Below are 20760 nucleotides of genomic sequence, written 5' to 3' on the forward strand. Positions count from 1 at the left end.
ATCCGGATCTGCCCAGCGAGTCCCAGCCCGGCGTGAGCCCGACCCCACCGTTGCGTACGTCCACTTCGGACCCCAGCACTCTGCGCACCGCCGCCTCGACCTGGCCCGTAAGTCCACAGACGCGGACCCGACGGCCCCGCGATGCCTCCGGCTCAGCCCTCGTCCGGAGCCAACCGCAGCGAGATGCTGTTGATGCAGTACCGCTGGTCGGTCGGCGTCGGATAGCCCTCGCCCTCGAAGACATGGCCGAGGTGCGACCCACAGCGAGCGCACCGCACCTCCGTGCGGACCATCCCGTGGGAGCGGTCCGCGATCAGCTCGACCGCGTCGGAGTCCTTCGGGTCGTAGAAGGACGGCCAGCCGCGCCTCATGCACCCCAACAGCCCCACACGATCCGTCCCGTAACAACAGCACCTCGCGCCCCACGGGCTCAGACTGTCACGACGTGCACGTCCGTCGGGTTCAGCACCGCGAGGTAGGCATTGATGTCGTCCGGGTCTCTGGTGAAGATCACTGCACTGCTGTGCCGGACCGCAGCCAGTGCCACCCAGGCGTCCACTGCGTCCGGCAGTTCCTTCGAGAGCAGCGCCGCCTGCCCCAGCGCTGTGCCGATGCGCCGCCAGTCGTCCAGGTCAGGGCCCGTCGCGCAGGCGATGCACTCCGGTCTGCCGGGCCTCGTCTCCCGCATCGGCGGCTGCGAGGAGCGGGCCTGCGAAACCGCGCAGCCTTTGAGTACGCCGGCGAGCACGTGTACCAGAGCAGGGCGTGGTCGCCAGACCTGGGCCAGCACCGGACCGAGCACCACCGCCCGGTGCGGGGCCGCCCGCAGCCCCTCGTGCAGGCTCACTGCCTTGGCTTTGCGGTCAGCGAGGGCGATGAGCATGCCGGTGCCGTAGACGGGAACCCGTGTGCTCACGCGGCATGCCCGGGCGGACACCCCGCCGGTCCTCGCCATAGATGAGCCCGATGGCCGACTCGACCTCGCGGCGCTCCTGCTCCGTCAGCTCCTCAGCCGTTGCAGCCGGCTTTTCCGGCAACTGCAGGGCCTCCGCCTCGGCCTGAGCAATCAGCGCGTCCACTCCGGCGAACTGCTCCTCCAGGGCATCGCTCTCTGCCATCGTGCCTGCGGCGGCCGACGGCCGGGGCGGGACCGTGATCGGCGGCGAGGCCCCGGCAGGTACGCGCATACGCAGGTTAGGTGTCCCGGCTCACCCGCAGGGTGCTGACGGCACGTTCCAGGTCGGCGATGCGGTTGGCGAGCTCGGCTGACTCGGTTCCTTCGGCGTCGCGCAGTTGCAGCTCGATCTGGGCGAGCCGCTCGGTGATCTCCGCCAGCCGCTCGCCGCTGTCCGCCGCCGCACCGGTGCCAGTGATCCCTCCTCGCGGCTTGTCCAGGGCATCTCCCGTGGATTCCACGGGTTCTGGGGATTCCGCTGGTCCCGTCGATTCCGCTGGCGTCCTCTCGCCGACCAGCAGCCGCCGCAGCTGCTCCGCTTGTGCGGCAAGCTGACGGTTCTTGCGGTGCAGGTCCAGGAAGACGTTGACCTTGGTGCGCAGCAGCCACGGGTCGAAGGGTTTGGTCAGGAAGTCGGCGGCGCCGATCGCGTATCCCCGGTAGATGTAGTCCGTGTCGGCGTCGGTCCCGGTCAGCAAGATGATGGGAACGTCCTTGGTCTGGTCCAGGCGCTTGATGCTGGCGGCGGTCTCGAAGCCGTCCATGCCGGGCATCAAGACATCGAGCAGCACGACCGCGAAATCCTGGCGCAGCATCGCCTTGAGGGCCTCCTCTCCTGAGTGGGCGCGTACCAGCTGCTGGTCGAGTGAGCCGAGTACGGCCTCCAGCGCTACGAGGTTCTCCTCCATGTCGTCGACGATCAGGATGTTGGCCTTCTCGGGCGGGGTCAGGCTCATGGCTTCTGCCTCGGCGGGATTTTTTCGTCTCTCTCGACGGTGTGTGGTTCCTCCGCGGTTGTTGGCTCCGGTGCCGGGAGGGCGTCCTGCGGGTCGAGCAGGTCGCAGATGACCGTCAGCAAGCGGTCCACGTCGACGGGCTTGGGGACGTAGTCGGAGGCGCCGCTGTCGATCGCCTTCTCGCGGTCGCCCGGCATGGCCTTGGCGGTGAGCGCGATGATCGGCAGTTCGGCGAGGCGGGGCGTGTGCCGGATGGCCCGTATCGCCTCATATCCGTCCATTTCCGGCATCATGATGTCCATCAGGACCAGCGACATGTCGGGAGACCGGTCGAGGACCTCGATGCCTTCGCGGCCGTTCTCGGCGTACTTCACGGTGATGCCGACGCGGCCCAGCACATGTGTGAGCGCGAAGACGTTCCGGATGTCGTCGTCGACGATGAGGATGCGGCGCCCTGCCAGCACGCGGCCGGGGCGCCCGCTCAACCACTCCTTGAGCCGTGTCGTCTCCGGCCAGGTGTCGTCTCGGCCGTCGGCGGCCTCCGGAGTTCCCCTGCCGATCAGACTGTCCGCGCTGCCGAAGACGCCGCTCGGCGCGTAGTCGGCAGCGGACGGCGACGGTCCGGCCTCTTCGAGGAGCGCAGCAGGGGTGGTGGAGCCCGTGTTCCGCGGCGCCGCCGGGTCGGGCTCGGGGGGGACGCCGGGGTGGCGCGACGGAACGTAGAGGGTGAAGCGGGATCCGACGCCCAGTTCGCTCTCGGCGACGATCCGGCCGCCGAGCAGCCCAGCGATCTCGCGGCTGATGGACAGCCCGAGCCCGGTGCCCCCGTACTTGCGGCTGGTAGTCCCGTCGGTCTGTTGGAACGCGTCGAAGATCACCGATAGCTTCTCGGGCGGGATGCCGATGCCGGTGTCCTTGACCGAGAACGCGATGACGGTCTCGGCGTTCCGCAGGGCCCGGTCCTCGAACTTCGTTCCCGGCACGCGCTCGACGCGCAGTTCCACGCCGCCGGACGAGGTGAACTTCACGGCGTTGGACAGCAGGTTGCGCAGGATCTGCTGCAGGCGCTGCTCGTCCGAGAGCAGCTCACTCGGCACGTTCTCGCCGACCGTGACCTCGAAGGTCAGGCCTTTGTCGAGGGTCAGCGGGCGGAACGTGGCCTGCACGTATTCCAGCAGCTTGACCAGCGGCAAGACCTTCGGGCGCACATCCATCCGGCCCGCCTCGATCTTCGACAGGTCGAGGATGTCGTTGATCAGCTGGAGCAGGTCGGAGCCTGCACGGTGGATGGTGGCCGCGAACTGCACCTCCTGGTCGGACAGTCTGCCGTCCGGGTTGTCGGCGAGCAGCTGCGCCAGGATCAGGAGCGAGTTGAGCGGGGTGCGCAGCTCGTGCGACATGTTGGCCAGGAACTCGGACTTGTACTGAGAGGAGGTGGCGAGCAGGGCGGCCTTCTCCTCCAGCGCGGCATTGGACCGCTGGAGCTCATCCGAGCGCTTGCGCAGCTCGGTGGTGAGGCGTTGGGACTCCGAGAGCAGGGACTCGGTACGGGAGTTGGCGATGATGGTGTTGATGGAGACGCCGATGGTGGTGACGAACTGGTCGATGAAGGCGAGGTGTACGTCGCTGAATCTACTGAACGAGGCCAGCTCGATCACTCCGAGTACCTGGTCCTCGAAGACGATCGGCAGGATGACGACGTTTGCCGGGAGTGAGGCGCCGAGCCCGGAGTTGATGGTGATGTAGTCCGCGGGGACGTCGGCGATGAGGATGCGCTTCTTCTCCAGGGCGGCCTGGGTGATCAGCCCGCGGCCCGGCGTCCCGGAGTCGAGCAGCGGGCCGCTCCCGCTGGCCGCGTCGGTGCCGTAGCCGGCGATGAACTGAAGCCCCTCGCCCGGCCTGGCGGCCGCCTCGGTCAGGAAGAACGCCCCGAACTGCGCGTTCACCAGGGGCGTCAGCTCGCGCAGGATCAGGTCGGCGACCTCGACGAGATCGCGGTGGCCCTGCATGAGGCCGGCGATGCGGGCGAGGTTGGACTCCAGCCAGTCCTTGGCGCGGGTGGTCTCGCGGAGGTTGGCCACCATGAGGTTGACGTTGTTCTTCAGCTCGGCGACCTCGCCCTGTGCCTCGACCGAGATGGCGCGGGACATGTCTCCCTGGGTGACGGCGCTGGCGACCTCGGCGATCGCGCGGACCTGGGTGGTGAGGTTCGAGGCGAGTTCGTTGACGCTGGTGGTCAGCCGCTTCCACGTTCCGTAGACGCCCTCGACGCGGGCCTGGCCGCCCAGTTGCCCCTCGCTGCCGACCTCGCGGGCGACACGGGTGACCTCGGAGGAGAACGAGGAGAGCGTGTCGACCATCGTGTTGATGGTGGTCTTCAGCTCCAGGATCTCGCCGCGCGCGTCGACGTCGATCTTCTTCGACAGATCGCCCTGCGCGACGGAGGTGGCGACCTGGGCGATGTTGCGCACCTGCGACGTCAGGTTCGAGGCCATGAAGTTGACGTTGTCGGTGAGGTCCTTCCACACCCCGGAGACGCCGCGGACCTGCGCGCGTCCGCCAAGCCGCCCCTCGGTGCCGACCTCGCGGGCCACGCGCGTGACCTCGTCCGCGAACGCCCGCAGTTGCTGGACCATCGTGTTGACGGTGTCCTTCAGTTCCAGGATCTCGCCGCGGGCATCGACATCGATCTTCTTCGACAGGTCGCCGTTCGCAACGGCCGTGGTCACCTGGGCGATGTTGCGGACCTGCGAGGTGAGGTTCAGCGCCATGAAGTTGACGTTGTCGGTGAGGTCCTTCCACACCCCGGAGACGCCGCGGACCTGAGCCTGGCCGCCCAGGTTCCCCTCGGTGCCGACTTCGCGGGCGACGCGGGTGACCTCGTCCGCGAACGCCGAGAGCTGGTCGACCATCGTGTTGATCGTCGATTTCAACTCCAGGATCTCGCCCTTCGCCTCCACCGTGATCGTCTTGCCGAGGTCGCCCTGTGCGACGGCGGTGGCGACCTGGGCAATGTTGCGGACCTGGGAGGTCAGGTTGTCGGCCATGAAGTTGACGTTGTCGGTGAGGTCCTTCCACACCCCGGAGACGCCGCGGACCTGCGCGCGTCCGCCAAGCCGTCCCTCGGTGCCAACCTCGCGGGCCACGCGCGTGACCTCGTCCGCAAACGCCAACAGCTGGTCGACCATGGTGTTCACGGTGCTCTTGAGCTGCAGGATCTCGCCCATTGCGTCCACGGTGATCTTCTGGCTGAGATCGCCGTTGGCGACGGCGGTGGTCACCTGGGCGATGTTGCGGACCTGCGAGGTGAGGTTCGAGGCCATGAAGTTGACGTTGTCGGTGAGGTCCTTCCACACCCCGGAGACGCCAGGCACCTGAGCACGTCCGCCCAGTTGCCCTTCCGTGCCGACCTCGCGGGCGACGCGCGTGACCTCATCCGCAAACGCCCGAAGCTGGTCCACCATCGTGTTCACGGTGAGCTTCAGCTCCAGCAGCTCGCCGGTCGCCTCGACCGTCACCTGCTGGGTCAGGTCGCCGCGCGCCACCGCCGTCGTCACTACCGCGATGTCGCGCACCTGTGCCGTCAACCGCGCGGCCATGGTATTGACGGCCTCAGTGACGTAACGCCAGTCGCCCGACAGGCCCTGCACCTTGGCCCGTCCGCCGAGCCGCCCCTCGGTCCCGACCTCACGTGCGACCCGGGTCACCTCGCCCGTGAACAGGGACAGCTGGTCGACCATCCGGTTCACCACGCGCCCCAGGCGCCGCAGGTCACCGCGGAGTTGGCGGTTGCCGTCGCGCAGATCCACCCGCTGCGTCAGATCACCGGCCGCGACCGCGTCCAGCACCCGCGTCGCGTTCGCGACCGGAGCCACCAACGCCTCCAAGAGCTGGTTCGTCGCGTCCACGCTGGTCGCCCATGCCCCCTGCCCGGGGCTCGCTGCGATCCGCTCGTCCAGTCTGCCCTGCCGCACGACCTCGCGTCGCACCCGCTGGAGCTCCGCAGCCAGATGCGCGTTCCGCGCGCCGATCTGGTTGAGCACCCCCGCCATCTCGGCCAGGACGCCTTCATGCACACCCTCCACACGTATGGTGAAATCGCCGTCACACAACGAATTCATCGCCCCGAGCAACGGCCACAGCTCGGCGGTGCGCACCCACTGCCCGTCCGGGGCGGAGCCCGGCCGGTCGGCGGATTCCGGGGAGTGTGGGGCGGGGGAAGCGGGAGGCGGGGCCGAGTCAAGTGTCATGGCAGCCCACTCTCAGTAATCGGAACGCATGGGCGCTTTGTCGTAAAATACGCCATATAGCCGGAGTTTATCGTCACTGGAAACGTCATGGAGTCGCCCGTGGGGTCGTTGCCCTCTCATCCGCGTGAGTTCGTCTCGCGGACGACCCTGCCCGCCGACGGCTCTGCGGCCTCCGCGGCACGCACGTTCGTGCGCGCCGTGCTCGCGGAATGGACCGACCCGGCGATTCCCGCCTCACCGAAGATCACCGGCCGGCTCGTCGATGACGCCGTGCTGCTGGTCAGCGAGCTCGTCACCAACGCCGTCGTGCACGCCGGTACCACGATCGAGGTCGTCTGCCGCCTGGAGGCGGGGCACGGCCCGCCCGCCTCGTCCCCCCTCGACGTGGACGAGCCTGTCGGGGTCGTCATCGAGGTGGCGGACCGCCACCCCTCCCGCGAGGTGCGCGGCGGGAAGGACGCATGGCGCGAGCGGTACGGCCGTGGACTCCAGGTCGTCGGCGCACGGGCCGAATCGTGGGGCGTGACGTACCGGCGCGCCCAGAAGACCGTGTGGTTCCGGCTGGAGACCACGGCCGAGGAGCCCGAGACGGCCGGCGGCCCCTTCGACGGGGCATCCCACCGCGGGCCGTACGTCGAAGAGATCCTCGCGACCGCCCCGCCGCACGACCGCCGCGACGGCACCGCCGAGTGGGTCGACCGCGGAGGGCCGTCATTCCTCGCCGAGGTCAGCGAGCTCCTCGCCGGCCAGCTCGACCAGGACATGGTCGCCGCTCTGGCCGGGCAGCTGCTGGTGCCCAGGCTCGCCGACTGGTGCGGCGTGTGGCTGTCCACTGAGAACGGCGGGATGCGGCTCTCCTGCGTCTGGCACGCGGACGAACGGCGCATCGAGGCGCTACGCCTCGTGCTGGAGAAGGACCCGCCGCCCGCCAGGCTCGGCACGACCGGTATCCCCTGGCCCTGGCCAAAGGGCCCGGACACGGGCGGCGCGGGCGGCTCCGCGATCGCCTTCCCCCTGGTCACGGGTAACCGCTGCCACGGCGTGCTGCTGCTCGGCCGGGCGGGACTGCTGCAGATGACCGACGGTGTCGTGCGGCTCGCGGAGGACGTGGCGCGGCGTGTCGCCCAGGCGGTGGTCACGGCCCGCCGGTACACCCGGCAGACCAACATCAGCCGGGCGCTCCAGCGCAGGCAGCTGCCCGCCTCCCTCGCCAGCATCCCGGGCGTCGACACGGCGATCGTCTACGAGCCGCACGGCCAGGGCCAGAGCGTCGGCGGCGACTTCTACGACCTGTTCCCGATGGGAGACGGCCGCTGGGGCTTCCTGCTCGGCGACGTGTGCGGCCACGACCCGGAGGCGATGTCCGTCACCGGACTGGCCCGGCACCTGGTGCGGCTGCTGGCACGCGAGGGCCACGGCGTCGCATCGGTGCTCGGCAGGCTGAACGCCGCGATGGCGGAGGAGAGCGCTGAGGCCGTGGCGCTCAGCGGCGAGCAGGCCCGGCCCCGCTTCCTGAGCCTGCTCTACGGGGAGCTGGAGCCCGACCCGGTCGCGGGCGGCGCGCACTGTACGCTCGCCAGCGCCGGGCACCCCCTGCCGCTGCGGCTGTCCGTCGACGGCTCGGTGGCGCCCGTAGCGGACCCGCAGATGCTGCTCGGAGTCGGCGAGGACATCCGGTTCCACGCCAGCTCCTTCGACCTCGTGCCGGGCGAGACGCTGCTCTGCGTGACCGACGGCGTGACCGAACGCCGCAACGGGAACCGGCAGTTGGACGATGACGACGGCCTGTCCGAGCTGCTGCGGGGCTGCGTGGGGCTGGGCGCCAAGGCCGTCGCGGAACGCGTACGACAGGTGGCGCACGACTTCGACACTGGGCCGGTCGACGACGACCTCGCGGTGCTGGTGCTCGAGGCGCTCCCGATGCCCGCACCGATGCCGGGGGCCGCTCGGGTGCGGCGCCGGGGATGAGGCCGACACCGGACCGCTGCCGGACACGCGGCCAAGGCCGGACGCCGACCCTGTCCCGCTCGGACAGATGGGGGTTCCCCGAGGAGTGCACACCGTTTCACGTTCGGCGACTTCGACGCGAAGATCAACGGACGGACGCCGCCTCGCTTGCCTCGCATGCCCAGCAGCTGGTTGACGACGTCGCCGCGCCGAAGAGGACTTCTGCCACCAGGACTTCGACCCGAACGACCTCCCGCTGCGCACCCACGAGATCCTCGAAAACACCCTGCACCAGGAACTCACCGGCGCCGCCGACTACGGCAGCGGAACCTAGCTGGCCACCACCGAGGCCAACATCAACGACACCAAGAAACTCCTCGGCCTGCTGGGCCCGTTGATGCACGCTCCCCCGGCGGCGGCTACTTCTTCGCCCTGCCGGGCGTGAAGGACCGCTCCGACTGGCTGGGTCCCCGTTTGCTGAACAGCTGAACAAACGTTCACGACAGGGCCTGCTCTGCCCAGATGGTCTTGCCGGAGGGCGTGTAGCGTGTTCCCCACTGCTCGGTGATCTGGGCGACGATGAAAAGGCCGCGGCCGCCCTCGTCATCGTTGGCGGCGTGGCGGAGGTGGGGTGAGGTGTGCCCGGTGTCGGAGACCTCGCAGATGAGGCTCTGGTCGCGGATGAGCCGGACATGGATCCGTCCGGCTGCGTGACGGATGGCATTGGTGACCAGCTCGCTGACGATCAGTTCGGTGGTGAACGACAGGTCTTCGAGTCCCCACTCGACCAGTTGGCCCGTGGTCGCCGTACGGGCGTCGCGGACCGTTGCCGGGTCGGCGTCCAGCTCCCACACCGCCGTCCGGTGCTCATCGAGCATCTGCGTGCGTACGAGGAGCAGGGCGGCGTCATCGCCCACGGGCCCGGGCAGCAACGTCGCCACCGCACGGTCGCAGAGCTCCTCCAGGGGAAGCCGGTGCTGGGCGAGAATGCCGGCGAGCAGGCCGAGCCCCACGTCGGTGCCGTTGTCGGGGGCTTGGACAAGGCCGTCGGTGAAGAGGGCGATGAGGCTGCCCGCGGGTAGCTGGAGTTCTGCGCTCTGGAAGGGCGGGCCACCCAGCCCCAGGGGTGGGCCCGGCGGGAGTTCCGGATAGGTGACGGCGCCGTTGTCCGGGCTCACGACGGCGGGTGGCAAGTGGCCCGCACGCGCCATGCTGCACAGCCCGGACACCGGGTTGTACACCACGTACAGGCAGGTCACCCCGAGGGCCTCGGCGCCCTCGGAGCCGGTGCTGTCCCCGCCGTGCACACTCGCTTGTTCCTTGGCGTTCTGCCCGACCACGTCGTCCAGGTGCGCGAGGAGCTCGTCCGGAGGAAAGTCCAGCCGGGCGAGGACGCGGACGCTCGTACGGAGACGTCCCATGGTGACGGCAGCGTGCAATCCGTGGCCGAGCACCTCGCCGACGACCAGGCCGACACGGGAACCCGACAACGGAATGAGATCGAACCAGTCACCGCCGACCCCGGACCGGCTGTCGGCGGGCACATAGCGGCTCGTCGGCTCGACAGCCGTCTGCGGCGGCAGGCTACGGGGCAGCAGGCTTCGTTGGAGCCTGAGGGAAGCGGCGTAACCACGCGTACTGACCCCCATCAGCACGACGCCGAGCAGCAGGGCTCCGAGCCCCACGACGGTCACTCCGCCCGTCCGTCCGATGAAGGGCAGGTCGATGGAGGTGGCGCCGTAGTCGGGGTCGGCATAGACGACGAAGGCCGCGTAGTAGAAGAAGTAGAACATCAACAGCCCGCCCAGACCCGGCAGCAGGCCCTTGAACAGGAAGTCCCGGGAACTGCGGGTGAGCACCTTGCGGTAGTACCAGACGCAGGCGAAACCGGTGAGGCCGTAGTAGAACGCGATCGCGAGGCCGACCGATTCGATGGAGTCGGCCAGGACGTTGCGGCTGATCGTCGTCAGCAGGATGAGGAAGCCGATGGAGACCAGGCCCACGCCGACCGTCGACCAGGTCGGGGTGAGGAATCTGCGGTGGACCCGGGCGAGGCGGGAGGGGATGGCCTTGTGCGCGGCCATGGAGAAGACGGTCCGGGCCAGGGGCAGGATCGTGGTCTGGGTGGAGGCGACCGCGGAGGTCAGCACCATGAAGATCAGCAGCTTGCTGAAGACCCAGCCCGGGCCCTGGCTGCCGAAGACGGCGTTGCCCAGGCCCGAGAGCACATCCCCGGAGTTGTTCGTGTTGCCCAGCCCGATGCCCTCGGTGCCGACTCCGGCGAACGCTTGCGCCGAGGTGGAGACCAGGCCGTAGACGATCAGCAGTAGCACGGTGGAGATGACCGCCGCACGTCCGGGGGTGCGCGTACTGTCGGCGGTCTCCTCGTTGACGGTCACAGCGGTGTCCCAGCCCCAGTAGATGAAGACGGCGGCGAGGACGCCTGCGGTCAGTGCTCTGGCCGAGTCTACGTGGAGGGGGTTGAACCAGGAAGCGGAGACGTGGATCGCGGTCGGAGGCGGGCTGACGTAGACCCTGACCAGGGCCGTGACGGCAAACAGGACCAGCATCGCCACCTCGGTGCACAGCAGCCAGCGCTGAACGGTGGCCGAGACCTCGATGCCGACGTAGCAGACCGCGGTCGTCACGATGATCCAGATGACGCCCGCGACGGTGGTCCACATCCTGCTGTCCGCGAGTGAGTCGAAGCCCAGGAGCCGGAAGCCGTAGATGCCGGCGATCTCTGCGAGGTTCGCCATGACGATGACGTCGGCGACGATGATGCCCCAGCCGCCCATCCAGCCCGTGCGCGGACCGAAGGCGCGGGTAGCCCAGGTGAAGGCCGTCCCGCAGTCGGCGTCGCTCGTGTTGAGCTCCTTGTAGGCGTAGGCGATCAGCAGCATGGGGATGAAGGCCAGCATCGTGATGATCGGGGCCTGCAGCCCGACCCCCGCCACAATGAGGCCGAGTGTGGCCGCCAGGCTGTACGCCGGGGCGGCGGAAGCCAGTCCGATGACTACAGAGGAGAACAGCCCCAGGGCGTCGGTTTTCAGCCCCTTCTTACCGGCGGCCGAGCCAGGCGCAAGCGGCGCGGCGGACTCTGCGGGACCACCGAAGAGCTTCACATCCGATTCCAACTCCGCAGCTCGCTCGCGGTGTCCCCGGCTTCGAAGGAAGACAGGTCGAGGGTGTGGTCGGCAGGGCCCAAGCCGATCCCCAGCGGGGGTGCGGGGTACAGGTCGCCGCCGATCTGGGCCTCGTCCTTGTCCACCAGGTACAGGCAGGCCACCTGAAGTGGGCCGGTCCGGTCCGGCAGCGGCCACAGCGGCACGTGCTGAGCGGCCTCGGCGACCGACCGCACCTGGGCCGGCTGGCGCCTGTGCTGCGTGCGGACCACGCAGAAGAACACGATCAGTGAGGAGAGCACCGCGAGGGCAAGGACATGCACCATCACGTTCCGGGAGAACAGCACGCCGAAGTGCCACCCGATGAACGCCTGGGCCGCCACGGCCAGGGCTCCGATCACCCCGGTCAGCAGGGGCCCGGCGAACGAGGCGGTGATCGCCGACGCGATGACCAGCAGCGGACCGAGATGTACGTCGGCCGGGACCAGGATGTCCACCACCGTGATCACCACGATGAGCACAACCGGGATCACGAGCAGCGCATGGCCCGATTGCCACGGCTGCCTCAGACCAACAAAGCGCTGCCGCAAACCCACATCTTCCACAGTGCACCGTCCGGAGGCGGCTGACGAGCGCGGAGTACGGCGCCTTTCTCGGCGCGCGACCGCCACTCCGCGTACGTGCCTCGACCGAAAGGTCTGGACACCTACGGGCCCCGGGCGCCTGAAAGAGCAAGTGGCCGTTGTCGACAAGACACGAGAACCGCGACGCGCGGCGGCGCTCCGGCCGGTCGCCGCGTACTGATCGCCGACGCGTTGCCGACGCGTTTCCTGGCGGCCGCCCACTCCAACGCGGGAACTCCCGGGAAACCGCAGGTACGGGCGGGAACACTCCTAGCACGCATTGGGACCCTGGCCGGGACGTTTCCCCTGGTCAGGGCCCCAATGGCAGACGAGTCGGGCTGTACGCCGGGTACAGTGCGAGCAGCCTTCACTCGCGGCTCCCGTCACGGGCTCGAACCCAATCCAAGCCCTCAACATCTCCCGAACAGAAATGGCTTCCCCGTTACTCCTCGTCCGGCGCCAGTCGCAAGGAGATCGAGTTGATGCAGTACCGCTGATCCGTCGGGGTCGCGTACCCCTCCCCCTCGAAGACATGCCCCAGATGCGACCCGCACCGAGCACACCGCACCTCGGTCCGCACCATCCCGTGTGAACGGTCGGACACAAGTTCCACCGCATCCGAGTTGCGTGCATCGTAGAAGCTCGGCCAGCCGCAGTGGGACTCGAACTTCTCGTTCGAGGTGAAGAGTTCGGCACCGCACGCGCGGCAGGAGTAGACACCCTTGGCCTTGGTGTCGGTGTACTCGCCCGTGAAGGCGGGCTCGGTGCCCGCCTTCCGCAGGACGGTGTACTCGGCCGGGGTCAGCTCCGCGCGCCACTGCTCGTCCGGCTTTTCGATGTCGTACGACATGAAGCTCAACCCCTCACAAACGTCACGGCTATTTCGACAGGCGGATCAGGATCTCGGGACCGAGGTCCGTCACGTCTCCCGCGCCCATGGTGAGAACGAGATCACCGGGCTTCGCCATTCCCGCGACGACCGAGGGCACCTGCGCCTTGTCGTGGACCGGTGTCACGTCCGCGCCCGCCGCCCGCGCCGCCTCGATGATCAGCTCGCTGGTGACGCCCGGGATCGGGTCCTCGCGGGCCGGGTAGATGTCCAGCACGATCGAGGCGTCGGCCAGGGCCAGGGACTCGCCCATCTCCTTGGCCAGCTCCTGGGTGCGGGAGAACAGGTGGGGCTGGAAGACCACCAGGATGCGGCCCTCGGCACCCGCGCGCATGGCCTCCAGGTCGGCCGTCATCTCGGTCGGGTGGTGCGCGTAGGAGTCGACGACCTGGACGCCCGCCTCCTCGCCCTTCAGCTGCAGACGCCGCTTCACGCCCGTGTAGGAGGCGATCGCGGGGGCCAGCTCCGCGGCCGGAATGCCCAGCGCCGCGCCCGCCGCGAGCGCGGCCACCGCGTTGTGCGCGTAGTGGCGGCCGGGGACGGAGACGGCGAAGGTCAGCTCCGTGCCGTCGAGGAGCACCGTCACCTCGCTCTTCAGTCCCTGGGGGACCACGGACAGGACCCGTACGTCCGCGTCCGGCGCGTCGCCGTACGTCACCACCCGTACGTCCGCCGGCAGGCGCCGGGTCAGTTCACGCGCGCCCTCGTGGTCCGCGGAGATCACCAGCGTGCCGCCCGGCACGATCTTGCCGGCGAAGGTCTCGAAGGACTCGTAGATCTCGTCGATGGAGGCGTAGTTGGCGTGGTGGTCGAGCTCGACGTTGAGGACGATCGCGACCTCGGGGGCGTACTTGTGGAAGCTGCGGTCCGATTCGTCGGCCTCGGCGACGAAGATCTCGCCGTCGCCGTGCAGGGCGTTCGAGCCGGGGGCGTCCAGGTCGCCGCCGATCGCGTACGAGGGGTTCAGGCCCAGCGCGGAGAGGGACACGGCGAGCATCGACGTGGTCGTGGTCTTGCCGTGCGTGCCCGCGACCGCGATCGGGCGCAGGCCGTCCATCAGCCGGGCGAGCGCGTCCGAGCGGTGCACCACCGGGATGCCGAGCTCGGCCGCCCGGGCCAGCTCCGGGTTGTCCGCGCGGATCGCCGAGGACACCACCACACAGGTGGCGTCGGACGCCAGGTGGTCCGCCGCGTGGCCGATGTGCACGGTCGCGCCCAGCGCCCGCAGGGCCTCGGCGGTGGCGGACTCCTTCGCGTCACTGCCCGCCACCTTCGCCCCACGCTGCGCCAGGATCTTGGCGATGCCCGACATCCCGGCGCCGCCGATGCCGATGAAGTGCGGTCGGTCCATGGCGGTAGGAAGGCCGGGTGCCATGTGTATTTCTCCCAAGATCCGGTACGACGATGAGCGCGCCCAAGCGAAAGCACGCGCCCCCAGCCTATTGCGTGCGGCGACAGGCGCCCCGTAAGGGGCGCGGGACCGCGACATGTGCGGCTCCGCGCCGCGTGGGCGCGACCAGCCACCACGTGCCCGCATCCCGAAACCCACCGCACCCCCCCACGGCGCCTCACGGCCGAGCCCGGCGGGGACCTACACCTTGCTGTGCGAGAACAGTTTCAGCACCGGCACGCCGACCTTGTGGCGGGCCCGCGAGGCCCAGTCGCGGTGGAAGAACTCCTCCACGTAGTGCGGGTCGGTCAGCACGATGACCTCGTCCGCGTCGATCTCGTCGACCAGCGCCTTGAGCGCGTCCAGCGGGTGGTCCTCGATGAGCCGCCCCTCGGCCTCGCTGCCGGCCGAGCGCAGCGCCACCAGCGACACGTCGAGGGCCTGCTGCCCCTGACCGGCCGCGTCCGCGCCCTCCGGCGTCTCACGCTCGTGAGCCGCCTCGTCCAGCTCCCCGAGCGCGACGTCGTCGATGGCCCGCAGCAGCCGGTCCGCCTGGTCGCCCCGCGGCTGGAGCAGCACATGGAACGCGACCACCTCGTCACCGTGCAAGGTGGTGACGAACTCCACGTCGGCGGACGTCAGGGCCTTCTCGATCATCAATACGCTTGTGAACACGACAGGCGCCCTTCTCCTCCGTGGGCCTCCCTGGCCCCCTGCGGAAACCATCCTGCCCCGTGATCGCACGGGGACTGCGAGTTTTAGTGTGCCCAGCGGAAGATAATCGGAACGATCTACTCCGCTACCTTGCCCTGACCGACGCCAGGGCCGCCGGTCAGGGGCGACGGTATCGGGCGAAGAGGAATCCGGCCTCCTCCAGGAGGGACGCCAGTTCGAGCCGCTTGGGAACCGCCATCGCGGGCCCCCCGGCGATCCGCTGCGCGTCTCCCGCGGTGAGCGTCGGGGAAAGAGTCAGACACAGTTCGTCGAGGACACCCGCCGCGACCATCTGGCCCAGCAGCCGCGGGCCGCCCTCCGTCAGCAGCCGGGCCATACCGCGCTCGGCGAGGGCACGTACGGCCCGTACCGGGTCCACGCCCATCCCGTCCCCGGCGATCACCACCTCGGCGCCCGCCTTCTCGGCCGCCGCCACCCGGTCGGGAGCCGCCGCGGCACCCGTCAGGACCAGCGTGGGTACCAGGGGCGAGGTGAACAGTGGCAGCGAGAAGTCCAGGTCGAGGCTCGCGGTGACGACGGCGATCACGGGCGCCGGGCCCTGTCCGGCCGCCTCCCGGAGCGCCGCGAACTCCGCACGCGCGCGTGCCGGACGGTAACCCTCCTGGCGTACCGTTTCCGCACCGACGACCACGACGTCCGCGAGAGCCCGCAGCACCCCGAAGATCCGCATGTCGGCGGCGCTGGAGATGCCCTGGGACTTCCCGTCGTGCTGGGCGGCGCCGTCGAGCGTGGAGACCATGTTGGCCCGCAGCCAGGGCTCCCGGACACCGGCGGAGCGGAGCTCGGGGTAGGCGTACGCCTCCGCCAGCTCCAGCAGTTCCCACTCACGGTCCGTCGCATCCGTCACAGCCGCACCAGGGGCATCGGGGGCCCCGGCGGTGGCCTGGGCTGCTGTTTCGTAGGTCACAGGGAACAGGCGTCGCATGTCGTGCAGTGTGGCACGGCGCTTAGAGTGGGGAACCGTGTCGTCCTCCACCGCCGCTTCCGGGATCGAACCGATACCCGAAGCAGCCCCCACGTCCCTGTGCGCCCGCGAGCCGCACGTCCCCGCGGACCGGCTGGTCGCCGAGATGGTGCCGCCGCCGCGCTTCGACTCCGTGCGCTTCGAAACGTACATTCCGGACCCGAACCAGCCGAGCCAGACCGAGGCCGTACAGGTCCTCGCCGGCTTCGCGGCCGGTCTCGGCGGGGCGCACGCGCTCGGCAGCGGCAAGCGGGGCTTCTTCGGCTTCGGCAAGGCCAAGGCGCCGAAGACCCCGGCCGGCCCCCGGGGCGTCTACCTGGACGGCGGTTACGGCGTCGGCAAGACCCACCTGCTCGCCTCCCTGTGGCACGCCACCCCGGCCGAGCCCTCGCTCAAGGCCTTCGGCACCTTCGTGGAGCTGACGAACCTGGTCGGCGCGCTCGGCTTCCAGAAGACCGTGCAGACGCTCTCCGGGCACCGTCTCCTGTGCATCGACGAGTTCGAACTCGACGACCCGGGCGACACCGTCCTCGTCTCCACCCTGCTCGGCAAGCTGGTCGACGCGGGGGTCGCGCTCGCGGCCACCTCGAACACCCTGCCGGGCAAGCTCGGCGAGGGCCGGTTCGCGGCCGCCGACTTCCTGCGCGAGATCCAGGGGCTGTCGGCGCACTTCCGGCCGCTGCGCATCGACGGCGAGGACTACCGCCACCGCGGGCTGCCCGAGGCCCCGGCGCCGTTCACCGACGAGGAGGTCACGAAGGCCGCGTACGCCACGGACGGGGCCTCCCTCGACGACTTCCCGCATCTGCTCGACCACCTCGCGCGCGTGCACCCCAGCCGCTACGGCGCCCTGACCGATGACCTGAAGGCTGTCTGCCTCACCGACGTCCAGCCGGTGCCGGACCAGTCGACAGCGCTGCGGCTCGTGGTGCTCGCCGACCGGCTGTACGACCGCGAGGTGCCCGTCCTCGCCTCCGGGATGCCCTTCGACCAGCTCTTCAGCGAGGAGATGCTGAACGGCGGCTACCGGAAGAAGTACTTCCGCGCGATCTCCCGGCTCACCGCGCTGGCCCGCGACGCCAAGGGGCTCGTCGAGGCGTAGTTTTCGGCCCCTCCACAGCGTTTTCGGCCCTCTTCACTGTGAAACGTCGAGTTAACCCTGCAAACAACTTGCCGCGTTAACCTATGTATTGACATGGAGGACGAGACGCCGGGAGGGGGCGCATGTTACGAGGTACGACGGCCCGACCCCTCTACGTGGTACTCGCCGCCGTCCTGATCAGCCTGCAACTCTTCGCCCCCACCGAGGCGTTCGCGTCCGCGCACAGGGGCGAAGTCGTCTCCTGCGCCGAAGCGGAGCATCCGCAAAAGGTGGCACCCCCTCTGGGCGCCCGTCAGCGGACCCGCGACGAGGATCTCGTCCCCGACACACCCCCGCGCGCCCTGCTCGCGAGCGACCCCGCGGCCTCGTACCCGCCGCTCGCGCTCGGCCCGGGCCACCCGCGCACGTCGAGATCGTCGACCGCCCACTCCCCCGCCATACTTCAGGTCTTCCGCTGCTGAGCGGAGCGCGTCCCCCCACGCTCCGTCTTGTAAGCCGACGCGCCCTCAGGGCGCGCCAGGAGGAACTGACATGCAGCCCCTCATCGACCATGCCCGCTCCTTCGGCCGACGGCCCGAGGAATTCGCCTCGTTCGCCGACGGCCAGTCCCCGCAGGTCCTGTTCATCACCTGCTCCGACTCCCGGGTCGTTCCGGCCCTGATCACCGGCGCCCGCCCGGGCGAGCTCTTCGAGCTGCGCACCGCGGGCAACATCGTCCCGCCGTACGTCCCCGGCCGGCCGACCTCCGAGGCGGCCACCGTCGAGTACGCGGTGGACGTGCTCGGCGTGTCCGAGATCGTGGTCTGCGGCCATTCGCACTGCGGCGCCGTCGGCGCGCTGGTGCGCGGCGACGACCTGACGGCCGTACCCGCCGTGCGCGACTGGCTCGCGCAGGCGCGGCGCCCGTCCGACGCACCGGGCGACGACCCCACCGTCGCCGAGGCGGTGCAGAACCACGTCCTCGCGCAACTGCTCAGGCTCCGCGGATTTCCCTGTGTGGAAAAGGCCCTGACGACGGGCCGGCTGCGTCTGCACGGCTGGTACTACGAGGTCCACACCGGAGCCGTGCGCGAACACCGTGCGCACACCGACACCTTCGAGGCGCTGTGAGCCGCGCCGTGAACACTTCGAGCCTCATGAGCAAACTCCCCCACCTGCGACAGGACTTCGCCGCCTCGATCGTCGTGTTCCTGGTCGCCCTGCCGCTGTGTGTGGGCGTCGCCGTCGCCTCCGGTGTCCCGGCGGAACTCGGCCTGGTCACCGGGATCGTGGGCGGTCTCGTCACCGGCCTGATGCGCGGCAGCAGCCTTCAGGTGTCGGGGCCGGCGGCCGGACTGACCGTGCTGGTCTTCGAGGCCGTAAGGGAATACGGGCTCGCCGTCCTCGGAGTCGTCGTACTCGCCACGGGTGTGCTCCAACTCCTCATGGGTGCCCTGAAACTGGGGCGCTACTTCCGGGCCATCTCGGTGGCCGTCGTCGAGGGCATGCTCGCCGGGATCGGCCTCGTGCTGATCGCGGGCCAGCTCCACTCGATGGCCGGGCTCAAGGCCCCCGCCTCCGGACTCGACAAGCTCGCCGGGCTCCCGGAGGCCGTCGCCGACGCGGCCCGCAGCACCGAGGCGCTGGCCTCGGTCGGACTCGGGGCGGGCACGATCGCCGTGCTCGTCCTGTGGCGGCGGCTGCCGCGGCGGGTGCGTACGGTGCCGGGGGCGCTCGGCGCGGTCGTGCTGGCCACGCTGGTGGCCTCGGGGTTCGGGCTGCCGGTGGCCAAGATCGAGGTGCGGGGGCTGGTCGGCTCGATCCAGCTGCCGAGCCTCGACGCCTTCGGGGAGCTCGCGAGCGTGGGCGTGCTCGGCACGGTGCTCGCCTTCACGCTGATCGCCTCCGCCGAGTCGTTGTTCAGCGCGGCGGCCGTGGACCGGCTGCACGACGGCCCCCGGACCGAGTACGACCGGGAACTGATGGCGCAGGGCGCGGGCAACACGGTCTGCGGACTGCTCGGCGCGCTGCCGATGACCGCGGTGATCGTACGCAGCGCGGCGAACGTCCAGGCGGGCGCACGGACGAAGGCGTCCCGCGTGCTGCACGGCGTCTGGCTGCTGCTGTTCGCGGCGCTGCTGCCCGCCGCGCTCGGCGTCATCCCGCTGCCCGCCCTCGCCGGCATCCTGGTGCACGCGGGCTGGAAGCTGATCCCGCTGCGCGAGATCGTCTCTCTGTGGCGCGAGCACCGGGGCGAGGCGCTGATCCTCGTCGTCACGGCGGTGTCGATCGTCGCCGTCAGCATGTTCGAGGGGGTGCTCATCGGGCTTGCCCTGGCGATCGTCAAGACGGCCTGGGAGGCCTCGCACGTCCGCCTGGAGGTCATAGACAAGGGTGCGGGCCCCGTCCAGGCGTATCTGTCGGGCAACGCGACCTTCCTGAGGCTGCCGAAGATCCTCGACAGCCTCGAGGCACTGCCCCAGGACCGCCCGGTCGAGCTGGACCTCTCCGGCCTGCACCACCTCGATCACGCCTGTCGCACCGCGCTGGAGAACTGGTCGGCGCGGCACAGTGAGGCGGGGACGGAACCGGTGAAGGTGACCACCGGCTGACCCACGCGGGCTCGCGGTCGGGGGGATCCTCGACCGCGAGCCCGCGTGAGGCATATCGTGGGATTAGTGGTGGTATGCGGCGGCTCGAAAGGGGGTCGTCATGCTCGATGAGCTCTTGGCCACGGCCGCGGTGGTCGGTACCGCGGGGGTGGTGTACGTCGTTGCGGCGGCCCGGGTCGTCAAGCAGTACGAGCGGGGCGTGGTGCTCCGGCTCGGTCGGCTCCGGGGTGGCATCAGGCCGCCCGGGTTCACCATGATCATCCCCGGTGTGGACCGGCTGCGTAAGGTCAACATGCAGATCGTGACGATGCCCGTCCCCGCGCAGGACGGCATCACGCGGGACAACGTCACGGTGCGGGTCGACGCGGTCATCTACTTCAAGGTGGTCGACGCGGCCGACGCGGTCATCCAGGTCGAGGACTACCGCTTCGCGGTCTCGCAGATGGCGCAGACCTCGCTGCGCTCGATCATCGGCAAGAGCGACCTGGACGATCTGCTCTCCAACCGGGAGAAGCTCAACCAGGGCCTGGAGTTGATGATCGACAGTCCGGCGATGGGCTGGGGTGTGCAGATCGACCGGGTCGAGATCAAGGACGTGTCGCTGCCGGAGACGATGAAACGCTCGATGGCCCGACAGGCCGAGGCCGACCGCGAACGGCGAGCCCGCATCATCAACGCGGACGCCGAGCTCCAGGCGTCGAAGAAGCTGGCGGAGGCCGCCGGGGTGATGTCCGAACAGCCCGCCGCGCTCCAACTGCGGCTGCTGCAGACCGTGGTGGCGGTCGCCGCCGAGAAGAACTCCACCCTCGTCCTCCCCTTCCCGGTGGAACTGCTGCGCTTCCTGGAACGGGCGCAGGCCCAGCCGGGGGCGCCGACGGTGGAGCAGATACCGACGCGCCCGCGGCCCGACGAGCACAAGGACGACGAGTTCGTGCTCGATGAACCCAAGGGTGACAAGTTCAGGCGAGACGAGGCCGAGGACCGCGACGAGGCCGAGGACGACGAGTTCCCGCTCGACAACCCCGGCGCGAGCCCTCTCCCCGGCCCCGGCTGATCACCCCGCCCGAATTGCCGCGACCGCCCGCCGACTCCCTGCTACGGTCCCTCCCATGAAGCGTGCCGCTGTGAAGACGACGACGCCGGAGAGTGTCCCGGCGCGCTGACTGCTGACGAGTCCGAAGCCCCGGGGCGAGTGCCCCGGGGCTTCGCCGTGTGGTCACTCGCCCCTTGAGA

16 protein-coding genes and 1 pseudogene are annotated in these 20760 nt (G+C 69.7%); 6 read left to right on the top strand and 11 right to left on the bottom strand.

Annotation, left to right across the window (positions count from 1 at the left end; translation table 11 throughout):
• Positions 1-152: 152 nt before the first annotated feature.
• The 5 genes and pseudogenes from SMIR_RS07275 to SMIR_RS07295 all read right to left on the bottom strand — a co-directional run.
• A pseudogene (locus SMIR_RS07275) lies at positions 153-362 on the bottom strand (peptide-methionine (R)-S-oxide reductase); the annotation flags it as partial.
• A 68-nt stretch (positions 363-430) separates the two neighbouring features.
• The gene (locus SMIR_RS07280; protein ID WP_249938395.1) at positions 431-883 is read right to left on the bottom strand and encodes a hypothetical protein; all 453 of its coding nucleotides are present in this window, start codon (positions 881-883) and stop codon (positions 431-433) included.
• A complete protein-coding gene (locus SMIR_RS07285; protein ID WP_212726780.1) occupies positions 864-1187 on the bottom strand; it encodes a hypothetical protein in 324 nt (107 codons plus the stop codon). Before SMIR_RS07285 ends, SMIR_RS07280 begins: the two co-directional genes overlap by 20 nt.
• A gap of 7 nt (positions 1188-1194) precedes the next feature.
• Positions 1195-1911, bottom strand: coding sequence for a response regulator (locus SMIR_RS07290; protein WP_168496675.1), 717 nt, complete (start codon positions 1909-1911; stop codon positions 1195-1197).
• Positions 1908-6161: a HAMP domain-containing protein gene (locus SMIR_RS07295; protein WP_212726781.1), complete on the bottom strand. Its 4254-nt coding sequence runs from the start codon at positions 6159-6161 to the stop codon at positions 1908-1910. The genes SMIR_RS07290 and SMIR_RS07295 overlap by 4 nt, the downstream gene beginning before the upstream one ends.
• Before the next feature lie 87 nt (positions 6162-6248).
• Between SMIR_RS07295 and SMIR_RS07300 the strand changes: the two genes are divergently transcribed.
• Complete coding sequence (locus SMIR_RS07300; protein WP_168496671.1) at positions 6249-8129, top strand: SpoIIE family protein phosphatase; 1881 nt, start codon at positions 6249-6251, stop codon at positions 8127-8129.
• Positions 8130-8605: 476 nt separating this feature from the next.
• Here the strand turns inward: SMIR_RS07300 and SMIR_RS07305 are convergent, their stop codons facing one another.
• The 6 genes from SMIR_RS07305 to SMIR_RS07330 all read right to left on the bottom strand — a co-directional run bounded on the left by SMIR_RS07305 (position 8606) and on the right by SMIR_RS07330 (position 15795).
• Positions 8606-11233 (bottom strand): SpoIIE family protein phosphatase, encoded by a 2628-nt coding sequence (locus tag SMIR_RS07305; protein WP_168496669.1) that lies wholly within the window; start codon positions 11231-11233, stop codon positions 8606-8608.
• Positions 11230-11766: a hypothetical protein gene (locus tag SMIR_RS07310; protein ID WP_248003173.1), complete on the bottom strand. Its 537-nt coding sequence runs from the start codon at positions 11764-11766 to the stop codon at positions 11230-11232. Before SMIR_RS07310 ends, SMIR_RS07305 begins: the two co-directional genes overlap by 4 nt.
• Before the next feature lie 532 nt (positions 11767-12298).
• A complete protein-coding gene (gene msrB, locus SMIR_RS07315) occupies positions 12299-12706 on the bottom strand; it encodes a peptide-methionine (R)-S-oxide reductase MsrB (RefSeq protein ID WP_054236753.1) in 408 nt (135 codons plus the stop codon).
• Between the two features lie 28 nt (positions 12707-12734).
• Positions 12735-14120 (bottom strand): UDP-N-acetylmuramate--L-alanine ligase, encoded by a 1386-nt coding sequence (gene murC / locus SMIR_RS07320; protein ID WP_168496667.1) that lies wholly within the window; start codon positions 14118-14120, stop codon positions 12735-12737.
• Positions 14121-14336: 216 nt separating this feature from the next.
• A complete protein-coding gene (locus tag SMIR_RS07325) occupies positions 14337-14810 on the bottom strand; it encodes an indole-3-glycerol phosphate synthase (protein ID WP_101401533.1) in 474 nt (157 codons plus the stop codon).
• A gap of 157 nt (positions 14811-14967) precedes the next feature.
• Positions 14968-15795 carry a pyrimidine reductase family protein gene (locus SMIR_RS07330; protein ID WP_168496665.1) on the bottom strand — a complete coding sequence of 276 codons (828 nt, stop codon included), beginning with the start codon at positions 15793-15795 and terminating at the stop codon, positions 14968-14970.
• A 37-nt stretch (positions 15796-15832) separates the two neighbouring features.
• On the opposite strand from SMIR_RS07330, the gene zapE reads away from it, so the two are divergent.
• From zapE to SMIR_RS07355, 5 genes are all read left to right on the top strand, one after another.
• On the top strand, positions 15833-16936 hold the full coding sequence (gene zapE, locus SMIR_RS07335) for a cell division protein ZapE (protein ID WP_168496663.1): 1104 nt from the start codon (positions 15833-15835) through the stop codon (positions 16934-16936).
• 122 nt (positions 16937-17058) lie between these two features.
• A complete protein-coding gene (locus SMIR_RS07340) occupies positions 17059-17397 on the top strand; it encodes a hypothetical protein (RefSeq protein ID WP_168496662.1) in 339 nt (112 codons plus the stop codon).
• A gap of 70 nt (positions 17398-17467) precedes the next feature.
• Positions 17468-18046, top strand: a complete 579-nt coding sequence (locus SMIR_RS07345; protein WP_168496660.1) for a carbonic anhydrase — start codon at positions 17468-17470, stop codon at positions 18044-18046.
• 26 nt (positions 18047-18072) lie between these two features.
• A complete protein-coding gene (locus tag SMIR_RS07350; RefSeq protein ID WP_212726782.1) occupies positions 18073-19527 on the top strand; it encodes a SulP family inorganic anion transporter in 1455 nt (484 codons plus the stop codon).
• Between the two features lie 100 nt (positions 19528-19627).
• Positions 19628-20581: a slipin family protein gene (locus SMIR_RS07355; protein ID WP_248003172.1), complete on the top strand. Its 954-nt coding sequence runs from the start codon at positions 19628-19630 to the stop codon at positions 20579-20581.
• Positions 20582-20760 lie beyond the last annotated feature (179 nt).

It is taken from the genome of Streptomyces mirabilis, assembly GCF_018310535.1.
Taxonomy (GTDB): Bacteria; Actinomycetota; Actinomycetes; order Streptomycetales; family Streptomycetaceae; genus Streptomyces.